This is a genomic window from Microbulbifer variabilis (assembly GCF_052468405.1).
In genome coordinates, this window is sequence record NZ_CP174343.1 from 2,044,396 (window position 1) to 2,068,066 (window position 23,671).

20 protein-coding genes are annotated in these 23,671 nt (G+C 46.7%); 7 read left to right on the plus strand and 13 right to left on the minus strand.

What is annotated here, in order from left to right:
- Window positions 1-622 precede the first annotated feature (622 nt).
- From ACJJJB_RS09280 to ACJJJB_RS09290, 3 genes are all read left to right on the plus strand, one after another.
- Entirely contained in the window at window positions 623-1,006 is a 384-nt protein-coding gene (locus ACJJJB_RS09280) for a hypothetical protein (RefSeq protein ID WP_020412987.1), read from the plus strand.
- Window positions 1,007-1,294: 288 nt separating this feature from the next.
- Window positions 1,295-1,936 carry a hypothetical protein gene (locus ACJJJB_RS09285; protein WP_020412988.1) on the plus strand — a complete coding sequence of 214 codons (642 nt, stop codon included), beginning with the start codon at window positions 1,295-1,297 and terminating at the stop codon, window positions 1,934-1,936.
- Between the two features lie 183 nt (window positions 1,937-2,119).
- The gene (locus ACJJJB_RS09290) at window positions 2,120-2,389 is read left to right on the plus strand and encodes a DUF1330 domain-containing protein (protein WP_445366113.1); all 270 of its coding nucleotides are present in this window, start codon (window positions 2,120-2,122) and stop codon (window positions 2,387-2,389) included.
- Window positions 2,390-2,523: 134 nt separating this feature from the next.
- Here ACJJJB_RS09290 and ACJJJB_RS09295 read toward each other — a convergent pair whose 3' ends face one another.
- From ACJJJB_RS09295 to ACJJJB_RS09350, 12 genes are all read right to left on the minus strand, one after another.
- Entirely contained in the window at window positions 2,524-3,396 is an 873-nt protein-coding gene (locus ACJJJB_RS09295) for an alpha/beta hydrolase (RefSeq protein ID WP_282953347.1), read from the minus strand.
- Between the two features lie 183 nt (window positions 3,397-3,579).
- Window positions 3,580-4,932 (minus strand): M23 family metallopeptidase, encoded by a 1,353-nt coding sequence (locus ACJJJB_RS09300; protein WP_445366114.1) that lies wholly within the window; start codon window positions 4,930-4,932, stop codon window positions 3,580-3,582.
- A gap of 18 nt (window positions 4,933-4,950) precedes the next feature.
- Complete coding sequence (locus ACJJJB_RS09305) at window positions 4,951-6,447, minus strand: peptidoglycan DD-metalloendopeptidase family protein (protein ID WP_445366115.1); 1,497 nt, start codon at window positions 6,445-6,447, stop codon at window positions 4,951-4,953.
- 21 nt (window positions 6,448-6,468) lie between these two features.
- A complete protein-coding gene (locus ACJJJB_RS09310) occupies window positions 6,469-6,846 on the minus strand; it encodes a BlaI/MecI/CopY family transcriptional regulator (RefSeq protein ID WP_020412993.1) in 378 nt (125 codons plus the stop codon).
- Window positions 6,847-7,307: 461 nt separating this feature from the next.
- Window positions 7,308-7,472 carry a GNAT family N-acetyltransferase gene (locus ACJJJB_RS09315; RefSeq protein WP_083922707.1) on the minus strand — a complete coding sequence of 55 codons (165 nt, stop codon included), beginning with the start codon at window positions 7,470-7,472 and terminating at the stop codon, window positions 7,308-7,310.
- Window positions 7,473-8,144: 672 nt separating this feature from the next.
- Entirely contained in the window at window positions 8,145-8,738 is a 594-nt protein-coding gene (locus tag ACJJJB_RS09320; protein WP_445366116.1) for a L,D-transpeptidase family protein, read from the minus strand.
- Window positions 8,739-9,251: 513 nt separating this feature from the next.
- Window positions 9,252-12,380, minus strand: coding sequence for an efflux RND transporter permease subunit (locus ACJJJB_RS09325; protein ID WP_445366117.1), 3,129 nt, complete (start codon window positions 12,378-12,380; stop codon window positions 9,252-9,254).
- Entirely contained in the window at window positions 12,377-13,738 is a 1,362-nt protein-coding gene (locus ACJJJB_RS09330) for an efflux RND transporter periplasmic adaptor subunit (RefSeq protein ID WP_020412997.1), read from the minus strand. Before ACJJJB_RS09330 ends, ACJJJB_RS09325 begins: the two co-directional genes overlap by 4 nt.
- Window positions 13,728-14,420 carry a TetR/AcrR family transcriptional regulator gene (locus tag ACJJJB_RS09335; RefSeq protein WP_282953341.1) on the minus strand — a complete coding sequence of 231 codons (693 nt, stop codon included), beginning with the start codon at window positions 14,418-14,420 and terminating at the stop codon, window positions 13,728-13,730. Before ACJJJB_RS09335 ends, ACJJJB_RS09330 begins: the two co-directional genes overlap by 11 nt.
- Before the next feature lie 321 nt (window positions 14,421-14,741).
- Entirely contained in the window at window positions 14,742-16,139 is a 1,398-nt protein-coding gene (locus ACJJJB_RS09340) for a tryptophanase (protein WP_020412999.1), read from the minus strand.
- Window positions 16,140-17,025: 886 nt separating this feature from the next.
- A complete protein-coding gene (locus ACJJJB_RS09345) occupies window positions 17,026-17,391 on the minus strand; it encodes a VOC family protein (RefSeq protein ID WP_444901506.1) in 366 nt (121 codons plus the stop codon).
- A 107-nt stretch (window positions 17,392-17,498) separates the two neighbouring features.
- Window positions 17,499-18,722: a CaiB/BaiF CoA transferase family protein gene (locus ACJJJB_RS09350; protein WP_445366118.1), complete on the minus strand. Its 1,224-nt coding sequence runs from the start codon at window positions 18,720-18,722 to the stop codon at window positions 17,499-17,501.
- A gap of 143 nt (window positions 18,723-18,865) precedes the next feature.
- Between ACJJJB_RS09350 and ACJJJB_RS09355 the strand changes: the two genes are divergently transcribed.
- Window positions 18,866-19,183: an Mpo1-like protein gene (locus ACJJJB_RS09355; RefSeq protein ID WP_353376295.1), complete on the plus strand. Its 318-nt coding sequence runs from the start codon at window positions 18,866-18,868 to the stop codon at window positions 19,181-19,183.
- A gap of 7 nt (window positions 19,184-19,190) precedes the next feature.
- Here the strand turns inward: ACJJJB_RS09355 and ACJJJB_RS09360 are convergent, their stop codons facing one another.
- The gene (locus ACJJJB_RS09360) at window positions 19,191-20,615 is read right to left on the minus strand and encodes a TyrR/PhhR family helix-turn-helix DNA-binding protein (protein ID WP_444946679.1); all 1,425 of its coding nucleotides are present in this window, start codon (window positions 20,613-20,615) and stop codon (window positions 19,191-19,193) included.
- Window positions 20,616-20,810: 195 nt separating this feature from the next.
- Between ACJJJB_RS09360 and phhA the strand changes: the two genes are divergently transcribed.
- From phhA to ACJJJB_RS09375, 3 genes are all read left to right on the plus strand, one after another.
- Window positions 20,811-21,617, plus strand: a complete 807-nt coding sequence (gene phhA / locus ACJJJB_RS09365) for a phenylalanine 4-monooxygenase (RefSeq protein WP_353376297.1) — start codon at window positions 20,811-20,813, stop codon at window positions 21,615-21,617.
- 302 nt (window positions 21,618-21,919) lie between these two features.
- Window positions 21,920-22,396 (plus strand): Lrp/AsnC family transcriptional regulator, encoded by a 477-nt coding sequence (locus ACJJJB_RS09370; protein ID WP_020413005.1) that lies wholly within the window; start codon window positions 21,920-21,922, stop codon window positions 22,394-22,396.
- 86 nt (window positions 22,397-22,482) lie between these two features.
- Window positions 22,483-23,652: a cation:proton antiporter gene (locus tag ACJJJB_RS09375; RefSeq protein WP_020413006.1), complete on the plus strand. Its 1,170-nt coding sequence runs from the start codon at window positions 22,483-22,485 to the stop codon at window positions 23,650-23,652.
- Window positions 23,653-23,671 lie beyond the last annotated feature (19 nt).

The window sequence follows — 23,671 nt, forward strand, 5'->3', positions numbered from 1 at the left end:
TAAAACGTCTCAAACTTAATGCTCCCGGCTTCTTTAGCAACAAGAAACTTCTCGCTTTTCAACAGACATCTCAAAAAAACAGCAGAAAAAATAATTCACTCTCCCCATTTTTCAATTACATAAACCAGCCAATCACAATCACAATGAACCGCCGGCCCGCCAGCTCCAACCATCCTGAAAACGATCGGTTATAAAACCACAACAGGAAAAAATGAAGGGGTGATTTGTGCACTCAATAAGCCTACCTAGGTTCTTATTAAGTATTTACTCCAGCCACACCCTCACCACAAGCACTCACTGCTTATTAAAAAATATTTATATAGATAATTTTTGATTAACCCTCAACAAAAAGTGCCAGCCAGTTACAAAAAGCGACGAATTGATACAAGGTGTGAAATTTACACCCGCCCTTCCTCAAATTATCTAAAATATTACTGTTAAACAGTAGTACTTGTTGCACCAAAGAACTTGGCACAGTTATGATTCACCAAAAGAAGTTAAATAAAAACAAAAAAATATTTTCCATTTTGAAGCCAGGTAGAAACCGGGAATTGACCCTTAAACATTAGATTACCAACAACATAAAAGCCTATTGACCGAGCTATTTTTCAGGGAGATCAAAATGCCCCTCAGCGAAATTTATATAGCCTCAGATTCCCTACCTAAATATGGTCTCCACAAATGCGAGAAAACTTCTGAGCTCTTGACAGCCAACCTTGACACAACCTTGCTGAACGACAGGAAAATCATTATTGCAAATGGCAAAGGAGTGAGGATTTTTAACCAAGAAAGGATCAATCAGTTAATCCAAGATGGCTGGATTTGCCGATTTCCCGCCGGGACAACTCTTCCAGAAGGCCTAAAAATTGTCGAGCAATCTCCGGGAGAGTTTTATATTTCTCCAGAAAAAAATATGGCCGAGAGGCAGTTTATCGCACTATTAAAAGAAATGTCTCTCAGAGCAATAACGATATTTAAGAGAGCTGATAGAGCCGTACAAATATGAATTTGCACACGCTAAGAGCACCCACATTCTAGCCAAAACAGAGTATAGATATTGATTACAGCAAAAAATAAAACCCTCACAAGGGTGCTCCGATAGAATAGCTCCCTATTTCAATTCTGGGGAATTACTCTTAGCTCCGAGCAATGATCATTAGGCAGACCTTATAGAGATCAATATGTAAGCGACCAATATAACTCAAAGCTAACTTCAATAAATCGCTAAAGAGAAAACCTATTAAAAAACCACCTTAAATTTCACCCCCCCATATGCAAGAAAGGAGAGCAAGCAATGCCTAACCTTGTACGGAGCCGCACCGTTGCGACCAGCTGTAATGACCTGCTGGCTGATCTAAGCGCCGCGCTTGATGTTACCCCAGCCAATATGCGCTGTGTCGGTGTAATGATACAAGCGGGAAAAACACTAACTTCACTTAGCAATATAAAAAAGACCATGGGTGGCGGACACGTTTCTCCATTTGTAGTGAATGCGAATGGACTTCAAAGCTGGGACGAAGTCTGTGACAGCAGTTGGCAAACTTGGGCGCAAAATTCAGCTTCCGGTGAAACTCATGGCACAGTGAATGATGTGATGTTCTACCCAAGCTCAGCAAATGACATAACTGTCTATGTCCACCCGGCAAGTGACACCGAAGTAGCCACCGTAGTAACCAGAGCCCAACAACTCTTGAATGCCACCAATCTCGTGTACAATCATAACCCTACCCTAACATCCAGCTTCCCAACCAAAGGGGACTGTGTAACAAAGAGCGCATGGGTAATGGGATCCTTCTCCTATTCTAAGCCCATGCAAGGAGCTGTGACGCCCTGGGGTCAAGCGGTTATCTATGAAGCCTACACATCGCCAGTCAACTTTATGAGCAAATGGGTGAAGATTAAAAACAAGGGCTGCAAACTTGGTGTGATGAACTAGTCTTCTCCCGTAAGAAAAATTTCACATCAGGCAACCTAGCTTTCGTAACCCGGCAATGAAATAGATGAACTCTTATTCTCTACTTGCCGGGTTCATAGCACCTCACCTCATAACCAAGTTATTCAATGCTATAGTTAAATCGATTGACAGCACGGACTTAAAAATCCAACTGAGAGACATAAAATGATCTATCTATTTATGCATGCCGAGGTAGAGGATTTTAGTAGATGGCAGGAAATACTTACAGATTTTAAACCGATACTGAATCAAATGGGGGCCACCAAGACCTCGATATATCAGGAGATAGGTAACCCCAATAATATTACTGTGATTCATGAGTTCCCCTCAAAAGAAAAAGCCGAAGCTTTCGTCAATAGCAGTGAACTCCACAAGGCAAGAAAAAAGGCCGGGGTCATTGGCGCGCCTAGAGTTTGGTTTACTGAAAAATTGTAGTTACATTACCTTCAAGCACGATAAATCACCACTCAAGGAACAATCAACTAGATCAAGAAACAGACAAGTAACTCAACGCATATCAGAGCAAATCATAACTTCATTGACTCACTTCAGGTTATACTTTTTAACTGCTAAGGCAGGTTCCATTGGTCCTGATAAATCCACCTGAGGCCTTTTGCCAAACCAATGGGAAAGGTCGAGTAATGATCAGCTCCACTTACTATCTCATCGTTGATAGATATGCCTGTATACTTTCGCGATCGTAAAATCTCGACAAACCTCTTATGACCATCCACCATGTCATTACTCATTCGGCCATCTTCTTTGGTTTCCAGAGCTCCGGTAGCCAAGTAAACATTGGCATTTAACGATTTATACTTCTTTGAATACTCTTCCTCAATATCAAAAATCATTTCATTCTTATACCAAAGTGACGGACTCGTCAGGACATAGCTGGAAAATAATTCCGGCTTGCTCAACAGCACCCAGACGCCAAATGATCCGCCTAAAGATTGGCCAGCCAAAATTCTCTTCGCAGGATTTGCACGATAATTTACCTCAACAAACGGTATCACTTCTTCTTCGATAAATCTCAGGTACTCCGGAGCACCTCCAGTCCTATAGCGCTTCCAGCTCTCATCAAGTACAGGAGTAAGGTCACGCACTCGACTAAACTGCCCATTCTCTCCATGGGCAAAAGAGATACCAACCAAAATAGCCTTATTCATACTTTTTAGGTGTGTAACACCTGCAGCAACTTTAAAGGCATAAGGCCCATCATTAAGATATAGAACCGGATACTTTAGTTTTTCCGCAGCCTTATCATTATATCCTGCGGGGGTTTTGATATATAAATCATATTTTCGCCCCAGAATCTTTGAATAAACTGTAAAAATTTCAGAGCCTTTTATATTAAATTCCCCAGAAGTCTCAACAACAAGTTCTTCTGCCACGGCAAAATCAAAAGATAATAATATTGCTAACAAAAAAGTGAACCTACGCAAACCCCACCCCCTCTATATATCCTAAATAGTCGAAAACTATATTCCTGAAAGCTTGTATTCTGCCCACAATATTGAATCCCTATTAGCACTGAAATTTCATAGACAAGAAATCTATAAGGACATTGGAGATGAAATCACATTAAACTCATGGAGCTGGATATTACAAAGAGCTACAACCCATTATCACTTTACAGCTCTGTGGACATCCAAATCTTTATCTACCGCTTTAACATATTCAAAAAAACGATCCAAAGCCCTCCCCGATAAATTATTAGAAGCTGGGAGATCTAATCTGAGAGGATCAACTGGCCTACCATTTTTATGTATTTCGTAATGCAAATGCCGCCCTTGAACCCTACCTGTAGCGCCCAGATAGCCTATAACCTGCCCCTGCTCTACTCTCACACCTGCCTTTATACCTTTGGCATAACCTCTTAGGTGTGCATAAATGGTTTGGACTCCCGATTGATGACCAATTCGAATATAGTTACCAAAACTACCAAAATATGAAGCCCTCTCAATAATACCATCACCTGCAGCCAGTATAGGAGTGCCTAGAGGCGCTCCAAAATCTAGTCCTTTATGCATCCTGGTAAAACCCAGTACCGGATGCTTACGTCTACCAAAATATGAGGATAACTGAGCATTCTCTAGAGGGGTTTTCATTAGGAAACTTCTTGAACTTTTCCCATCAGGGTGGAAATAATCAACCACTCCTGAATCGCCATCCTGATAGCGATAAAGAGATATCACGTCATTCGACAATGACACTTCTGCAAAATGTATCGATTGAAAAACTTCGTCACCCTTTAACTCATCCCGACGAGTACTATAAAAAACAGAGAAGCTATCTCCAGATCTAATCTCGCGCTGAAAGTCTACTTCATAGCTCAATATTTCATTCAATTTAACCAGTACCGCATTATTTAGACCAAAGTTTAGTCCTGTATTATATAAACTACCGCTGATCTCTCCCTCGACATAGTAATTTTGTAAGGTCGTTGGATTTTGTTGTTTTACAGAAATCAATTCTTGGCCATCTTTCTTTATTTCCAAACTCTCAGCAAATGCTAAATTTACACTAAGGCTTTGAAACCGTGACTCTTCATCGAAGGCCAATAGAAACTTCTTCCCAACCGCTACTGCATTGATATCGAGGTACTCTGATAAGAGCTTTACAATCATTAAAGATTCTTCTTTCCCTATTGAGTTTTCAGCCAGTAACGAAAGCACTCCTTGATTTTTTGAAAGAGATACCTCTTTTACCCTGACAACCATGCTCTCTAAGGCAGAAGAACCCTCTTGATTTACACCTACTATTGGCCCGTTTCCTAGCCTCAAAGGCATTTGACTGGGCTTTGAAGAGAAAAAAATTGTCAAGATATCATTATTGATCTTAAAAAAACCTTCATGCTGAGATAAACCCTTTGCTTCCATCACCGTTAACGGGGATATCACCACCAACAAAATAGAGATACACTTAAGAATCGTTTTACTACAGGAGCTAAAAAACCAACCGGATGTGACATTACTCATTAGAACCCCGGCCATAAATCAACCAAACCACAACTTCAGTAAGTATTCAGGATTTACTCTCTCACCTTGTTTTATCAGCTCAAAGTGAAGATGAGGGCCTGTTACTTTTCCAGTAATACCAACTGTTCCAATCTTCTGCCCCATTTTTATACTTTGTCCTACCTTTACTTCCCTAGTATCTAAATGTGAGTAAAGTGTTTGGATGTTTTGCCCATGATCAATGATAATAATCTTTCCATAATTTTTGTGCCTATAGTGATCAGTTGAAACGATAACAACTCCTCCAGCAGGAGCTACTATCTCTGTACCGAGCGGCGCGGCAAAATCAGTGCCTCGATGTGAATTATTTCTAACTTTATTTAAATCGCCAAATAGGCTACTGATACGAGCATTTTGAATTGGCACTATCCAATTCTCTACTTCAGGATTAACTATCGACAAGCTTGGTTTTGCCATAGCCCCCACAACTGTAAAAAACACTGTAAAGAATATAAGTGATACCCTTAAAACTCCCATTTTAAACTTGTTAGATGAAGCACTCTCTTGAGCAGCATCTCTAATATTTAACATTCTCTTTTTAATCAAGGATAACTGGCTGGTCTTATCAAACATTGAGAAAGCCACAACACCATTGCGATTATCTGGCCCCGAACACTCCTGTAGTGTGCGAAGCATTGCTTGAGCGTATACTTTGCCTAAACCCATACCAGCGGTCCTCAAAACCTCTCGATCGCAACTTAGCTCAATAGCCCACGACAATTGTTCTTTAAACCACTTCAAAAATGGAATAAACCATAAAAAACAGCCCAATATATGAGCAGCCATAATCAACATCGGGTCATGTCTTCTTATATGTGTTAGCTCATGCTCCATTACTAGCTGCTTTTGTCCTGCATCCATCGATAATAAGTAACTAGGCAAAACGAGATTCAACTTGAAAAGACCGAAAACAAATGGAGAGCACTTAGCCTCTGTAACAATCACTCGTACATTGTTCTTAGACAAGTATTCATATTGCGCGCTAGTTAATAGGCTACCAATGACTTTTTTCTTAATCACTGTTTTAGCCGTTATCTCTAAGCCTCTAAGCAGCCGATAATGCCTTCGAAACATCAATGATAGGCTCAGTAATGTTCCACTAATATAAAAAATCAACCAGCCGCTGGCCAAAATATCGATATCACTTAACTTTCGCGCTCCATCCTCCAATAAAGGGCTTGCTCCCAGACGATGGCCAAGATTTACATCGAGTGGAGCGACTTCATAACTGACTTCCGGTACCAACCCTGTTGGTGAGATATCCAACAATTGCGAAAGGAAGAATGGCAAGCTAATCACGCATAAAGTACATATCCAGAAGCTACGCCAGTAGTAAACAATCTTAATCCTGGTGCTAACCAGAGAGGATATTCCCCTTACAACGATATATATGAGGCATGCCCAAAGAAAAGAAAATATAGATACAACCAGAAGATTGAAGGCAAAGGGTGACAAAGAGGATATTAATTCCAACATATTACTTCACGCCTCTTGCCTTCAATCTGCATCTGGCCAGCTATTCAACATTTCTTGCAGTTCTTCCAGTTCCTTTTCATCCACTAGCTTACTGTTAGCAAACATGGCTATAGGAAGAGGGCCATCCAGCTCAAGAACCCGCGTTGCAAAGTCAGTAGCATAGTGAGCTAGTGTTTCAACCTTATCGAGAGCCGCCTTATAGACCTGAATACCATGCACCTCAGACTGAATCACAAGTGATTTATCACGCATTCTGTCCAGCGTTTTTCGGGTGGATGAATAGGACCATTGGAGTTCAGATTTCACCTTTTCATGTATTTCTCTTGCACTAAGGGGACTTTGCTTCCAGAGCGCTTTCAGCAGAGCCAACTCAGTGGGGGAAGGTTTAATTTCTTTCATTTATTTTATTCTCGCGACACTTGGTGTATTTTCGCTACACAGAAGGTAAGTATGCGACAAGTGTCGCACTGCGTCAAATCTCAAGTTATGACAAATGTCTGCCTGCCTTTGATTAACTTTTAACCAAAGGCAGGCAATAGTGAGGACTCTTAATAAAAGTTACTACGCATAAAATATTTAGAGGCGCTGACCCAGCGACTAAAAGGAGTAGTGCAAAAGAGAAGTAACAGGCTAAAAAGAGCAGCTATGCATAAGCATTCATAAAGGCGATACAAAACAATCTGATTAACTCCGCTTCACGGTTTTTAGAACTAACCCCAATGGAGAGGAATCGGGATACCTACCGCCCCTAGGGTAACCATGGTTTAAACCTGCCGTTAGAATTTTATTTTTGCATATCGGAATTCATCTGTGTACTTCCCATATTTAAAGATAGCCTTTTTAAAAACGCCTTCTAATTCCTAACCAGATTTTTCCAAAACTCTTATCGACGCTCTATTTTCAGGTGCTACTGAAGCAAACAGCCCAACGATGGGTCCCTTTGAAAAGATATAATTAATAAATTTATCAAGGGCTGTAGATCCAATTCCCTTTCCCCAGAAATCACGAGCAATCCAGCACCCCATTTATGCAGAGTGAACATGCTCATCAGCTTGACTATTAGCAATAATTACCCCGCAAAAAATTCCTTCAAACTCAATAACTTTTACAACCCCAATTTCTTTACTTCCGGTACGTACCCACCATTCAGTATCTTTAAGTATATAGGGTTGAGGTATTTTGGATGATAGATATTTAACCGTTATTGACATTCAAGTATTGGACTAGCATTGCTTCGTCCGCTTCGCTCAAACCTCTAAGCTTAATCATCTATCACGCGCCAGCGTGTTTAATTGCTCCAGACTGTTCCCGCCGAGCCCTACGTTTATCAAGAGTCATCATCAGAGCGCACCTGATCCAATTGCCCAAGTGCAAATTTGCCCCTCTCAGATACGGAATCTAACTTATCACTAGCAAAATGCTCAGCTAATCTCCGTCCCACTTGTCCTAACTTATCAAAGCCCCTGATAGGAATTCAGCTGAAACACGCCTTACAAAGGAAGAGGGATCTAATGCAGTTTTTTTAACAAGGAAAGCACTGCTATAGCTCTATTTAACTTCCTCTCTGCAACAACAGCTTGCACTCCACCTTCCCAGTAACGAATATCCGTCTATACCCACTACTTTGGAAGTAAAAGGCCTATAGCTTGTTTAGTGAGTGCTTGAGTTTGCATCTTACTTGAATCCACAAACCCAAATTATACCCCAAAAACATATTTACCTTTCTCCACCTCAACATTTGGTGGCCTGCCATGAACCAGGAAGTACTTATAACCACCTTGCAAATTTCTCCAAAATTCATACCACCTATGATCCCGATACTTATCTAAATTTTCATCTGTCAATTTGAACGGAAAAGCATGCACCCTGAAGAACGGCTGCCCCCCTTTGAGAGCTTCTGTTGCCAATGTATATATTTCATTAATATTAGTATCTGTCATGGCATAACAACCAATAGAAACGCAATCACCATGAACCATTAAAGCGCTGCCTGTCCTACCCTGCATACGGTTATATTTATTCGGGTAGCCTAAGTTAAATGACAGGTGGAATTGACTCCAAGGATTTAAGCGACCTGCGTTAACAAAGTAAAACCCTTCAGGGCTTTGTAGATCCCCCTCCTGTTCTTTTGGCCCCAAATCTCCGGAGTAGGCACATATCTCATACTCTTTGAATAGCTTGAACCTTCCATCATTAGACTCCATCCAAAGCTCCAAAGTGCTTGACCCTTTGAAAATCCTGATGAAAATCGGGGCGCCATACTCCAAATTTTGTGCAGTCAGCTCACTCATGAGCCTACTCTTTACACTCTTAGTAGCAGCTTCAGATCGCTCACTCGAGGGAAGCGTGGAAGCCCCTACTTCTCCAACTAAGAAGCTTAAAACCAAAAATAAAGTTAAGTTATTCATTTTCCTAAACAAGTAAAAACAAGAATCTGTGGCTTTGAAAAAATCGCATCAAGAATTTTCAGTTATCCAATTGTTACTATTTTGATAGGCATTACCAGTTCAAAGAACTAATCACTGTACATATTTTCTAGTGAAGGCCAATTTCGGGCAATCACTTTATTCAATTTCACTGGCACGGCATTTACTGATAGATAAATAATCAATCTGTTAACATTCTAAATGCCTACCGTTCATTTCAACTTTATCTGACAATTCAAAGGGCGCCTCAATTTATTCTTTGAGTTCATGACACTTATTGCACGCAAAGCCCTATAAAAAAGCCAAATGATCTCTCACGCGGCTATCTGCAGATATAAAGCACCTGGAAACCACTAACTATACTTAAGCATATAGTCACTATGCCACTACAACTGTTCCCTTATGAGACGAATCTGCTTTTTCTTCCTCTTCTTGTGGCTCAGTAAACCCAAAGTCTTCCAGTATCCCATACAGTGCTGGAAGCACCAGCAATATTAAAATGGTTGAGCTGCTGATACCAAATACAATACTGGTTACCAGAGGCACTAACACCTGGGCCTGTAAGCTCGTTTCAAACAGCAGGGGTAAGAGGCCAGCAATAGTTGTAAGCGAGGTTAGGAAGATTGCCCGGAAGCGGTCGCGACTGGCCTGGCTTGCAGCACTGTGCACGGCCATACCCTCACGTACTCGCCGTTTTACAAATTCCACCAACAAGATGGAATCATTCACCACTATGCCAGCAAGGGAAACAAATCCCATCATGCTGGGCATAGACATATTCTGCCCCATTAGCAGGTGCCCCCAGATTACGCCGATCAGCGCCAACGGAATCGCAACCAATACGATAAAGGGCTCCACATAGCTGCGGAATTGCAAAGACAAAATCAGGTATATGCCAATAGCACCTATCAGGAGTGCGCGCCCTATGGATTTACCGGTTACTTCACTGTTCTTCAACTCCCCCTGCATATCCACACGCAGACCGGGGAACTCTTCCGTGAGCTCTTCCAGAAATTTTTGCTTGGTATCCCCAAGTACCTGCCCTGCGTTAGCCTTCTCGGTGAAAACATCAGCGTACACGCTCACAACACGTTCACCATCTACGCGCTGAATGCGCGCATAATCCCGATTCATTTCAATATCTGCAACGGCTATCAAAGGGACCCGCTGCTTGGTAACCGGGTGAATAATTACCAGTTCATCGAAGCGACTAAGAGCTCCACGGGAATCCGCATCCATACGCACTTGAATCTCATAGGTTTCCCCAAGGTATTGAACTTCATCGATCTCCATACCCTGGTAAGCGGCACGTAGCTGGTTCGCAACATTGCTGGCATCTAACCCGGAAGCGTATGCACCTTCACGCATTTTTACAGTTAATTGCGGCTTCCCTGGGCGCAAGTCATCCACTACATTCACCACTCCGTCGTATCCGCGCAGCCAGTTTTGCAGACGGATAGAGGCTGCTTTCAGTTGATCCAGTTCCAGCCCGGCAAGGCGCAAGTGGATGGCACGACCTGCGGGACCGAGAGCGGGCTCTTTGTAAAGTATGGCGATGGCTCCCGGTGTTTCACCAGCAGCCTCTCGCCAGGCGTGGCGCAATTCATCCATACTGGTATTGCGCCCCTCTGCTGCAAGTAGGTCCACATTAATAGTGGCCACATGAGGCCCAGTTTCAAAAGCATCTCCATTTACGCCGAAGGTTACGCTGGTATGATTTACAAGGGGTGCGCTTTCATTTCCAGAAAGTTCATTGGCAACCCGGTCTAAAGCATCTAACTGCCGATCAACCAGGCTTTCCATATCTACCAGAGAAGTCCCCTGGGGCATCAGAATACGGGCCTGTAAAAGATCCCCCTCAAGAGTTGGAAACCCCTGAAACTTTACAACCCCCGCAGGCAGCAAGCTCACCGTTAAAAAGAACAGGCCCAGCACACCCCCAACAAAGGCGTAGCGATATTTAACAGCCCAGTCTGCCGCGCGGCCCATGCTCTCACGCCAGCCTTCAAAGCGCTGAGCGAAAGCCTGTTTCCAGGCTGGCGTACGGCTTTCTTGATCGAGTGCATGGCGCAGGTGCGCCGGTAAAATTAAGAAGGCTTCCACCAAGCTCACAAGCAGAACAGAAATCAGGACAATCGGCAGTACCTTAAGCACCTGCCCCATATCTCCCTTAATAAAAATCAGCCCACCAAATACCATCACAGTAGTAGCGAAGGAGGACAACACCCCGCGAGCTACACGCTTGGTACCATTGACAACTGCTTCGAGCGGAGAAAGACCATCGCGGTGTTCACTAGCGATGCTTTCCGAGAGCACGATGGCATCATCCATCAAAATACCGATGGCAATCAGTAAACCTACCAGGCTGATCATATTAATGGACACACCCATGGCAGTAATCAGCGCAAAAGAGCCGAGGAAAGATACCGGTAACCCCATCACCACCCAAAATACATAGCGGCCACTAAAGAAAAGATACAAGGCGAGAGCCACCAGGATCAGGCCCTGCCAGGCATTAGAGATGATCATTTGCAGGCGATCTGCGACGATGGAAGCACTATCTTGGGTGAGGGTCATCTTCATACCCTCTGGCAACTTTTCATTTTCGCGATCAACAAAAGTGCTTACGGCTTCCAGTACGCGCAGGCTGTCATCTACGCTGTTCTTTTCAACATTGAGCAATGCTGCGCGGTGGCCATCGAAAGTAATCTTGTCTTCCGCCAATTCAAAATCATCATAAATTTTCGCAATATCACCGAGACGCACTTCAGCTCTATCATCACCTTTAATAACAACCAGGTTTTCCAGCTCTTCCACAGTGCGGCGTTCTTCAGTAAAGCGCACCTGATATTCACGATCCGGTGTAGATACTTTGCCGGCTGGCATATCGACCGCTTGCTGATCGATAATATTGGCCAGTTCCATCACACTGAGCCCGTACTGGCGCAGGTTGTAATCAGAGATTTCGATCTGTAGTTGGTGGTCCGAGAAACCCGAGATTCGGACGATCGGTATAGCGGGGTCACGCAGTAATTCACGGCGGTAGTGCTCTGCCATCTGGTTCAGTTGCGGCAATGGCAAGTCAGCACTAATAGCAATACTGACAACCCCTTGAGTACGCCCCAGCTCTTCAATTACCGGGCGCTCGCTCTCTGCTGGCAGGGAGTCGATGCCGTCTACCGCAGATTCAACATCCGCAAGAAACTGGTTCATATCACCAGTTTCTTGCATTTTTAGGGTCATCAGGCCTAGGTTGCCTTTCGCTTCACACAAACGCTCATCAACAAAGCTAATCCCATCGGTGGCCTCTTCCAATGGAAGACAAATACTATCTTCCACCTCAGCAGCTGCAGCACCGGCATAAGGAACAGAAACCTGCACCTCAAACTTATCGATTTCCGGCATGGTTTCGCGTTTCATACTGGGCAGGACAAACAGGCCACTCAACATCAGCGCTACCATCAGCAAGTTGGCCGCAGTAGGGTGGCCGGCAAAAAAACGAATCACTGCTGCGTACCTCTTGGACTCAGCGCCACTGGCTGCTGACCGCCGGCTACAGAAACCGCCATGCCATTAATCGCCGGAATTACATCGGTGACAATTACCTGCTCACCGGGGTTCAAACCGGCACGAATCACTGAGGTATCTCCCTGATGATAATCCACCTGCACAGGACGAACGCGCAATTGGCCATTTTCAACCAGGTACACCCTACCCTCGTGCAATGCCCGACGAGGAATAGCCAGTGCCGACGCAGCAGGAGCAAGCAACTCTACGCGGGCATACATACCGCGAAATAGCGGTGGTTTTTCACCCGCAAGGGCTTCGCCATAGGGATCGTCAACTGCAACAACAACGGAAAGGGTACGACTGGTACTGTCAAGAGTTCCGCCCAATCGAACAACCCTGCCCTGCCACTCGTTTTCCCCTGGGCCACCGACCAGGGTGATGCGGGCCTCTAAGCCCAGCAGCATTTTGGGCAGATCATCCGGCGTTGGAGCACTGCCTTCTCCCGGCCTGAGGTTTCGCAACAGTGGGGCCACATGAACCATAGGAAGCTCTGCGGCAATCTCCACCTGCGCAAGGCCACTGGCGTCAAACAAGCGCGCGTTACCGGCTACATACTGATTTTCCTCCACATGGACGTCTCCAATACGTGCATCGAAAGGCAGGGTCACTTGGGTTCGTCCCAGGTTGTACTTACTATCACGCACCTGGGCCTCAGAGCGTGCTATCTGGGCTTCGATTACTTTGCGGCGCGTGGGAAAGAGTGACAGCTGACTGGTCTGGTTCTGCACTTCCTGGCGTAGGCGCAGCATGTTTTGCTCTTCAAGATCTACTGTGGAGCGGGAGACAGTGCCCTTGGCTACCAGCCTCCGCTTGCGCGCCAGTTCTTTTTCACCCAGCTTTAGCGCACGCTCGGCAATATCCAGAGAGCGCTGACTATTGGCTTCTTCTACATCTAACTCCTGTAAATTAGCCCGGTTAGCCGCCAGATCACTCTCAGCCTGGGCCAGGGCCAACTGATAACTGGTGTCATCAATCTTCAGAACCAAAGTACCCGCAGGAATAATATTTCCGCGCTCCAATTCTGGGGCTATGTAAACTACCCGACCGCTAATTTCAGCATTCGCCTCCAGAAATGTACTGGGCTTTACCTCGCCGTAAGCGACAGCCTTAGCTCGCAACTGCTGTTCCTGCACCTCCACCACCTTAACCGGCGTTATCAGTGCTTCTATCCCATCGTGTTTCGGTGGGCGCTTGCTCATCACCACCGCTGCAGCCAAAAACATACCAATGGTAATCAGCGCAGGTAGTGCCAGGCGACGGCTCATCTGTTTTTCCAGTTGGGCTTTAATTCTCACCGCCTGTCTCCTGCTGTTCAGCTATAGAAGTATTTGCTACTCCGTGGAGCAACATCTGTACTGTGTGATCAACCCACTTCTCGCTGTTATCCCCATCTACCATAAAGGCGAACACTTTCTTCAGGGGGTCTCCCGCTATAAACGGGAATGCAATCAGGCTGATAAAAGAAATGGGCATCAAGTTGATATCGAGATCTTGACGCAGACAACCGGCTGTCTTGAGCACACCCAGTAATTCACGAAGCTTGGGCCCCAGCTGGGATGCCAGCCTATCTGCAAACAAGTCACGCATACGGCCCGGTTTAGACGCCACTTCGTCAACAATAAGCCTGGGAATCCAGGGCTCACGAGTGTAAAGGCGAATCATTCTGGCCATCGCCTCCTTCAGCATATCTAAGGAAGGTTCTTTTCCATCCAGCCCCACATTAAGGAATGCAGGGCCGTACTGCAGGAATTGGCTTCGCATTACCTCAATAATCAACCCTTCCTTGCCGCCAAAGTGGTAGCTGATCATTGCGGAATTCACCCCTGCCCCTTTGGCAATCTCGCGGATAGAAATATCGCGAAAGGCCTTCTCACGCAGGAGCACATAGGCAGACTGTATCAAGGCCTCGCGCACCTGCATTTCACGTTCCGGATCCCTGGGCCGTCCGCGGCCACGGCTGGATATGGATTCACTCACCTTAAATAACCAATTAATTAATCACTTGATTAATTAAATAACAGACCTCAAATAAGAACAAGCTAAAAAATCGACCTAATAGTCATATTTTTGGGCTGCACAAGGCAATTAACCCTTTGGGTGGCACACTAGGCTTGCTTCCCTTTTTTGGTCAGTCGCCCTTTTGCAGGCTTGAGAGCGTTGGCCACGATATCTCGCGGCACTATGAAGATCTAAGCGATTTTGTAAGAAAAGAAAAAAGGCCCACAAGGGGCCTTTTTAGAGGGGAGAGGCTTAATAAAGGCAACAAGGTCCTATCCCCTGCTGAGCACAAGCCATATATCAGAGAGATTTAAATCTCGCCGTGAAATGTCGTAAAACCGGCGGCTCATACTCAAAGGTCAAACCCTTCAATTCATGGGCTCGATTTTGCAACTCAATAATGGCATCAGCGATATAATCCATATGATCATTGGTATACACACGGCGCGGAATGGTTAAGCGCATTAATTCCAAATCCGCCTTCTTCTGCTCACCTGTTTCCGGATCACGCCCCAACAGTAAAGAACCAATCTCCACCGCGCGAATACCCGCCTCCAAGTACAGTGCATTAGTTAAAACCTGAGCAGGAAATTGCTCCGGCGGAATATGTGGCAGAATTTTGGCAGCATCAACAAACACTGCATGGCCACCTGTCGGGTACTGGATAGGCACTCCACCCTCTCGCAAACGCTCACCGAGATACGCCACCTGGCTAATACGGTAGTGTAGGAAGCTCTCATCAGCTGCCTCATAAAGACCTCGGGCCAAAGCCTCCATATCCCGCCCGGCCATACCACCATAGGTAACAAAGCCTTCCATAGGTACACAGCGTGTGCGTACGGCCTGGAACAGCTCTTCATGATCGCGAATACAGCACAGACCTCCGATATTAACCATTGGATCTTTTTTAGCAGACATAGTCAGCATATCGCCGTACTGATACATCTCGCGAATAATTTCCAGGATCGACTTATTCTGGTAGCCCTCTTCCCGCTGCTTGATAAAGTAGGCATTCTCACAATAACGAGCGGAGTCAATCACCACAGGGATATCGTATTTTGTGGCTATCTCATAGACTGCGCGCATATTCGCCATGGAAACCGGCTGCCCACCAGAACTGTTACAAGTTACCGTAGTGATAATTGCACAAATATTGTTCGGCCCATGCTCTTCAATCGTTTCAACCAACTTTTCCAGGTTGAAATTTCCTTTCCAGTCATAGGCAGTAGTGGTATCAAAGGCCCGCTCATCCACCACATTGATCGCTTTACCACCATTCAGCTCAATGTGACCAGCAGTTGTGTCAAAGTGATAGTTGGAAATAAAAACCGGCGTAGTGCCGCCACGCACTTGGCGCATACGCTCGATCAACGCAGGGAACAGGATTTGCTCAGCACCACGCCCCTGATGTGCGGGAACGGTTAATTTATAACCAAAAAAATGTTCAACCGCTTTACACAGATTGTAATAGTTGCGGCTACCTGCATAAGATTCGTCACCCAACATCAAGCCTGCCCACTGGTTATCGCTCATGGCGCCTGTACCGGAGTCAGTCAGCAGATCGATGTACACATCATCACTACGTAATAAGAAGGGGTTCAAACCAGCTTCCGCCAAAGCCTCTTCCCGGTCGGCCAAGGTTGTCATTTTGATCGGCTCAACCATCTTGATGCGGAATGGTTCAGGAATACGCTTCATCGTTATTTTCCTTATAAGTCCTGACAGCGGGAACTAAATCTTGGACCTTAGTCACGCTGCATACTGTTTTAACGCGGGTATAGTACAGAGGAAGGGGGAAATAGGCGAATGAGGAGCTCGCCATCACGGAAAACTATTCTTGTAGCCGGCTATCAGGCATAAATTATGTTCATTTTATATACCCGATACCGCCAGCTCATTTCTGAATTAGCTGAAAGCAAATCCAATTTCCACGAGAACAGCTGCTAGCTTTAAAACGCTTCCCCTTCTGCCCAACGGTTTGAGTTAGCCCCCAATTCCAGTAGACCCAAAACCCCAGTATAATTCAGCTTGGCAATAAGCTACATTAAAAGAGTCATACTTTCTGCTTCCAAGCTATATAAATCTATACTTTGTCTAACAAACAAACCTCTTTTTTCCGTAAAGTTATCAGAAAAAAATATGGCTTACGAGCGCTGTATTTTTTATCAAAAAAAATATTTAACGTTCATAATCCAAGTTCATATTGAGTAAAATCCTTATCATTAATATCATTTAGGCTATTACAATCAAAGAAAATAATCTCAAAATAAAAACCGGATTATCCAAAACTTTAAAATGGAGCGCCCGACTAGAGCATACCCATTGATCGATATGGGATATCATCCTGCCAGTTATATTGCTGCTAAAAAATGATAAATTCTAAGGAGAGTTTTAGATGTCCCCGAAAACTATTGGAATTTGTGAAGAACTCTAAGGATAGAATAAGACTGAAGCGCAATAGCATTAAATATAATCGGAAAAAATCTTCTGTAAAAGCCACCAAGATAACTAAAATAGGAAATTATCGACTAGTTGAGAAAACAGCCTTCATCCCGCTCCTATCAACTACCTATTTACCCTCGATCTATATTCTTGCATTCACCTCAATCTTAATTCCCACCGGATCAAAAAACACCAGCTGCCGCATATCTCGCCCCGGGATATCCATTTGCTTACTGTCGACTCCCAAAGAGTCCAACCTGGCCTTAATAGGTTGAAGATCATCCGTATGGAAAGCTACATGATCAAGATGCGGCTTAGCCGGTTGTTCACTAGCAACCTCTCCCTCAATCAAATGGAGAATAGGTTTCCCATTCCCATATAACCAAAACCCCTTACGATTGAAGTTCGGGCGCTCACCCTCGATCAGACCGAGAACCTCGGTATAGAAATCCCGCACGCGGATCAATTGCTCCATAGGTGCGGTAATGTTGAAGTGATCCAATTGCATAACGCTTCCCTGTATTAACCAGCTGACTGAAAAGCGGCGCAAAAATGCACCGCTTTGCTATGCGAGCCCCAATTCCGAAGGGTGTACTACCGGCCGATTAGGAGGCTCTACACAATCCCTTTTTGGCGCAGAGCACCAATCTGGTCTTCGTCTTTACCTAAGAAGTCCCTCAGAACTCCTTCAGTATGCTCACCCAATACGGGGGGGGCTTGCCGATAGTCGAGGGCAGTCTCAGAAAAGATAACCGGGTTACGCACGGTTTTTACCTTACCGGCTTCCGGGTGATCCTGCTCAATCACCATGCCACGGGCCTGAACCTGGGGGTCGGTAAAGACCTCTTCCAATGTATTAATCGGTCCACAAGGTACATGATCATCGCTGAGTTTTTCGAGCCACCAGGCAGAGCTTTGCTGGCGAGTCGCCTCCTCTATTTGCGGTATCAGTTCCTCGCGGGCAATCACTCGCGCAGAGTTGGTGGCATAGGCAGGATTATCTGCTAGCTGGTCAATGCCAGCGATCGTACAGAAGCGTTTGAACTGATCGTCGTTGCCTACCGCCAACATAAAATAGCCGTCTTTTGAGGGTACTGCTTGGTAAGGCACGATATTGGGGTGGCCAGTGCCCTGCCGCTCCGGGCTTTTACCAGAGGTGAGATAGTTTTGCGCTTGATTGGCAAGCCAGGCCACCTGGGTATCCAATAAGGCCAAATCGATATGCTGTCCCACTCCGGTCTGTTGGCGATGCACCACCGCCGCTAGCACGGAGGACACGGCATACATACCAGTCATCAGGTCGGCAACCGCCACCCCCACTTTTTGCGGGCCGGCACCGGGCTGGCCTTCCGGCACCCCGGTAATGCTCATCAGGCCACCCATACCCTGGATCATGGCATCATAACCAGCACGATTCTTGTAGGGGCCAGTCTGGCCGAAGCCGGTGATGGAGCAATAAATGACACCAGGGTTAATTACCTTGATGGATTCATAATCCAGACCGTACTTTTTAAGTCCGCCAACTTTGTAGTTTTCCAGCAGAATATCGCAACGTGCTGCCATTTGCTTAATCAGCTCCTGGCCCTCTTCCGTGGTGATATCCACTGTGACGGATTTTTTGCCACGATTGGCGCTCAGGTAGTAAGCCGCATCGGCAGTATCATTACCCTGCCCATCTTTCAGGTAGGGAGGGCCCCAGTGACGGGTATCATCCCCTCGTTCAGGGCGCTCCACCTTGATCACTTCTGCGCCAAAATCGGCGAAAACCTGCCCCGCCCAGGGCCCAGCAAGAATCCGACTGAGATCAAGTACCTTTAAATGCGCGAGCGGACCTGCCATAACTTCCTCGTTTCGCTAATACAGGGAATAAACCGGAAAAATTTTTGCGGCAGCCTAACAGATATTTAACGCCCACGCCCAACTTGGAAGCTGGCAAAATTCGCCGTACACTGAGGTGCGCAATAAAAATAAGGAGGCGCAGCATGGCCGCTATAGAAGCCCAAAAATTTGAATCTTTTCGCGACTTTTATCCTTTCTACTTACAAGAACATAGCAATCTCACTTGCAGAAGGCTTCACTTCCTGGGCACCACCCTGGTTTTTGCAACCGTGATTGCAGCAATCATTTCCGCTAACCCTATGTGGTTCGCGGCTACCCCCATTGCAGGTTATGGATTTGCCTGGATCGGACATTTCTTTTTTGAGCACAACCGTCCGGCCACTTTTAAGTATCCCTTTTACAGCTTTTTGGGAGACTTTGTGATGTTTAAGGACATGCTCCTGGGCCGTATTGAGCGCTGACCTACGCTTATTTTTTGTCCGCCGACAAGCCATATTTACGCAGCTTGTTGGCTACAGCGGTGTGGGAGATTCCCAGTTCTTTGGCAAGCCCTCGTGTTGAAGGACGCCCGGCAATCAGCTCTCTGAGCAATGCTCGCTCCATGTGCTCCATCATTTCCTTATAGCTGAGTCCTCGCCCCCAGTCTTTCCAAGGCAACTGGGCTTGCACGGTCAAATCCGGCAAATGCTGCAAGGCGATGCTGTCCATACCGTGCCTCCGGCAATTCCCAGCAGCAGCCACAAAGTAATCACGTAATCCGTTGAAGTTATCCGGCCAGTCGTGGCGGCAAATCAAGTTCTCGACTTCTTGATCCAAAGCCAAGTCCGCCTCGTCCGGGCACTCCTGTCGCAGCAGTGTCTTGGCAAAACGTGAGATGGCGGGGCGCATATTACGTAGTGGCGGCAAAGTTATAGAAAGCGAAGAGAATAATTGAGCCAGGGCAGGATGCAGGGTTTTAGGGGTACAACAGGTGGCCACCAACCGAATGGAAGGAGGCAGAGAGCGCAAACGGCGCAAGAGTAAAACTTGTGCCTCACTGCTCAAACGATGAAGATCCTCAAGGATCAGAGTTCCACTGGAACGTAAGTGCAACGGGACTTCCATCCGGCCTTCTTGGGGGACAACCCGGTAGCAATCTGCTCGGGCAGCAGCTGGGGAGAGGTAATGTACCGCACCCGCAAAAGTGCTCTTGCCAGTACCCCGCTCGCCGGTGATCAATAACGGGGAGGCCAGCTCAGCAATATCTTGCAACTGCAGGCAACTGTCTCTGCGCAGGTCGAAATCCCATAAGGCCACAGGCCTGGGCAGCTCAGCATTAAACACACTCCTATCCCAGGATTGCATGCGCAATACTGCCCCCGCGAGGGAATCTACATCACTGGGACTATCCAACGCTAAAGGCGACCAGTCCACTCGAAAATTTTGCCCACGCACCACTACTGGCAGACCAAAGCGGGGAACGGCAAAATCCCTCAGCAGCTCTGCCACCTGCATTAATGGAAGAAAGCGCTGTAACTGCAAACCCGGCACCTTATCCAGGCTTACGCCGAAAGCTCGTGCCGCTGCCAGATTTGCAGCCACCACCCTGCCCTCACGGTCCACACTCAAAACCGGGTCGGTCACATGTTGAAGCAGTGTATCAAGCTCAAAATAACGCCTTTCTAATGGCAGCAGTGAGATGCGGCGAACTCTCTGCACCCCTGGAACCCTGTAGAGGGACTTCTCTATGGTCTGGTACTGAGTGCCAAGCATCCCCGGCGCGAGCAGATATACCTTGTCGCCACTATCACCACCGAGCTCCCCAGAGGTAACGTTTATACGATATTCGCCGAATATTTGCATAATTTCATGCAAAATGCCGACTCGATTAGCACAAGTTATTTCAATCCTCACCGGTCCACCTGTAAAGATAACTTTACAAGAAGTGTAAATTGACTGCCACAAGCGGCGCAATACAGCCCTCTCCACTCTCCCCTCCAGGCATCTGCCTGACTAAAAATAGAGGAGAGACATAACAACAAGGTTCAGCGGCAGGGCCAGGCTTACCCGGTACTTATTGGGGACTGGTGGACCGCAGGAGACGAGCGCATGAAAAAAGAAGCAGCCAAGAAGGGCACCAAGTACGTAGCACGCGAACCCAATGAGCAGGGTTTTATCGAATATACGGATCTGGAACACCAGACATGGCAGCGCCTGATAGAGCGCCAGTTGGAAGTACTGCCCGGTCGCGCTTGCGATGAATATATGCACGGCCTGGACCTCCTGGATCTTCCCCGCGATCGCATCCCCCAACTGGAGGAAGTTTCCAGCGTTTTACGCCGTGAAACTGGCTGGGAAGTGGCTCGGGTTCCCGCTCTGATCGGTTTTGAAACATTCTTCGGTCTGCTCGCCGACCGCAAATTCCCGGTAGCTACCTTTATTCGCACTCCGGAGGAGTTTGACTACCTGCAGGAGCCGGATATCTTCCATGAGATTTTCGGCCACTGCGCCATGCTCACCAATCCCGCATTCGCCAATTTCACTGAGAAATACGGGCAGCTTGGGCTACAAGCCACTCCCAAAGAGCGCGCGTACTTAGCCCGTCTCTATTGGTTCACCGTAGAATTTGGACTACTCAATACCAAAGATGGCCTGCGGATTTACGGTGGCGGCATCCTGTCCTCCCCAAAAGAAACACTGTACGCAATGAGTAATCAACCAGAGCGTTACGACTTCTCTGCGATTGATGCCCTGCGTACACCTTACCGGATCGACATCGTACAGCCGATTTATTACGTACTGGATGGCTTGCAACAGTTACAGGACCTCACAGAAATTGACCTGATGTCCAAGGTACGCGAAGCCATAGAGCTTGGCCTGTTCGAACCACGCTTCCCGCCAAAAGACGCCGCCTAAGCACTACTTTACCGGGCTGTAAACTGCAGCCCGGTAAAGCCCTCCCCGCCCCGTTATTTCCTGCATATGGAAAATTTACTCAAACTACTCTCATAAACATTGCACTTGGGGAAAATTCCACTACCGGCACAATCGGCCTGAGCCTATCGTTACAGCAGGTTGTGTAGTGGGAGGCCAACTACCTTTCAGCTCTGCCTACACCCGGAACGCCAAACTAACATTCGGGGCGGCATGCCAGCGGACGGCTTTAAAAATGCGTGCAAGGACACAGAACCCCGTAGTTTTGGGAGCGCTGTAGCACTATGTCCTCACTTGACGCGATTGATAGACAACTTCTTGCTATCCTCCAATCCGACGTCAGCCTTTCAATTGAGGAGCTGGCGGAGCGTGTTGGTCTAACCAAAACCCCCTGCTGGCGCCGGGTGCAAAAGCTGGAGAAAAGCGGCATTATCCGCCGCAAAGTTGCATTGTTGAATGCGGAGATCCTGGGCCTACCTGTCTCGGTATTCGCCCAGGTAAAGACTGACCAGCACACACCGGAGTGGGCGGATGCTTTTGCCGAGCATGTGGCCCAACTGCCAGAGGTGGTAGACTGCTACCGAATGGCCGGTGATTACGATTACCTGCTCAGGGTAGTCGTCAGTGATATCGCCGCTTACGACCGCTTCTATAAGGAGCTGATCAGGCGTGTAGGTATCAGTGATATTATTTCGAACTTTGCCCTGGAGCAGATTAAGAGCACTACTGAACTGCCGATCCCTGCGGAAAACAAGGATTAATACACGGGAGATAATCGGCGAAGACTACCGGCTGTCCACACAACTATGGATAATGATGGAATCTCGCTCACTCGCAAGGATGACATGTGGCGGACAGCTCTCTCTTCCAGTCTTTCTTTCTAATTTTTAGTGGCGCGGCGATATTCGCCACCCTGGCTCTCTTCGGCCGCCAGCCGCTATTGGTCGCCTATATCGCCCTGGGTGTACTGCTCGGGCCATCCGGGCTTGCAGTGATTGATAACCTGCGTCTGCTTTCTGACATGTCCAGTGTGGGCATTATATTTTTGCTGTTCCTGCTTGGATTAGACATGCAGCCGCAGGCCCTGATCTCAGTACTGCGAAAAGCTACCTTCGTTGGAATTGTGAGTTGCGCAATCTTTCTCGGACTGGGCTTTTGTATCGGTGAGCTATTTGGTTTTACCACCACAGAGAGCTGGGTAATCGGCATGGCCCTGATGTTTTCCAGCACCATTATCGGTATCAAGCTACTGCCCACAACAGTACTGCACCATAAACACTTGGGTGAGTTGATGGTGGGGCTGCTACTTTTCCAGGATTTTGTCGCCATCGTCTGCTTAATGATCCTGCTCAGCGACAGCACCGGGGATATGCATCTGGGACAAATTGCACTCTCTTTTGGCTCACTGCCTCTGATGGTGCTATTCGCCTGGGTAGTTGTGAAATATCTTTTACTACCGCTGTTCAGCCGTTTCGATCGATTCCACGAGTATATTTTCCTGATGGCCCTGGGCTGGTGCATGGGGATGGCTGAGCTGGGGGAGTCACTAGGGTTATCGCGAGAAATTGGTGCCTTTATTGCCGGTATTACTCTTGCTGCCAGCCGGATTTCCCAATATATCGCCCTAAACCTGAAACCATTACGGGACTTCTTTCTAATCCTATTCTTCTTCAGCCTTGGGGCTCAATTCAAACTGGCCATGCTGCCGGAAATCCTGGTGCCGGCAATAGTCACTGCTACGGTAGTTTTATTGGCAAAACCGGTGATTTTCCGCTATTTGCTGGGCAACCAGAGCGAGCTTAAAGTTCTGGCCTGGGATATTGGCTTCCGCCTGGGGCAAATCAGCGAGTTTTCCCTACTCATCGCCTTACTTGCCTATAGCCAGAACCTAATCGGCAGCGCTGCCTCTCACTTAATTCAAGCTACGGCAATTATTACCTTCCTGGTTTCCTCTTATATCGTGGTGATGAATTTTCCCAATCCCATCGCAATCAAAGACGAGCTGCGCAGGGATTAACCTTGCGCAGCTGGCTTGT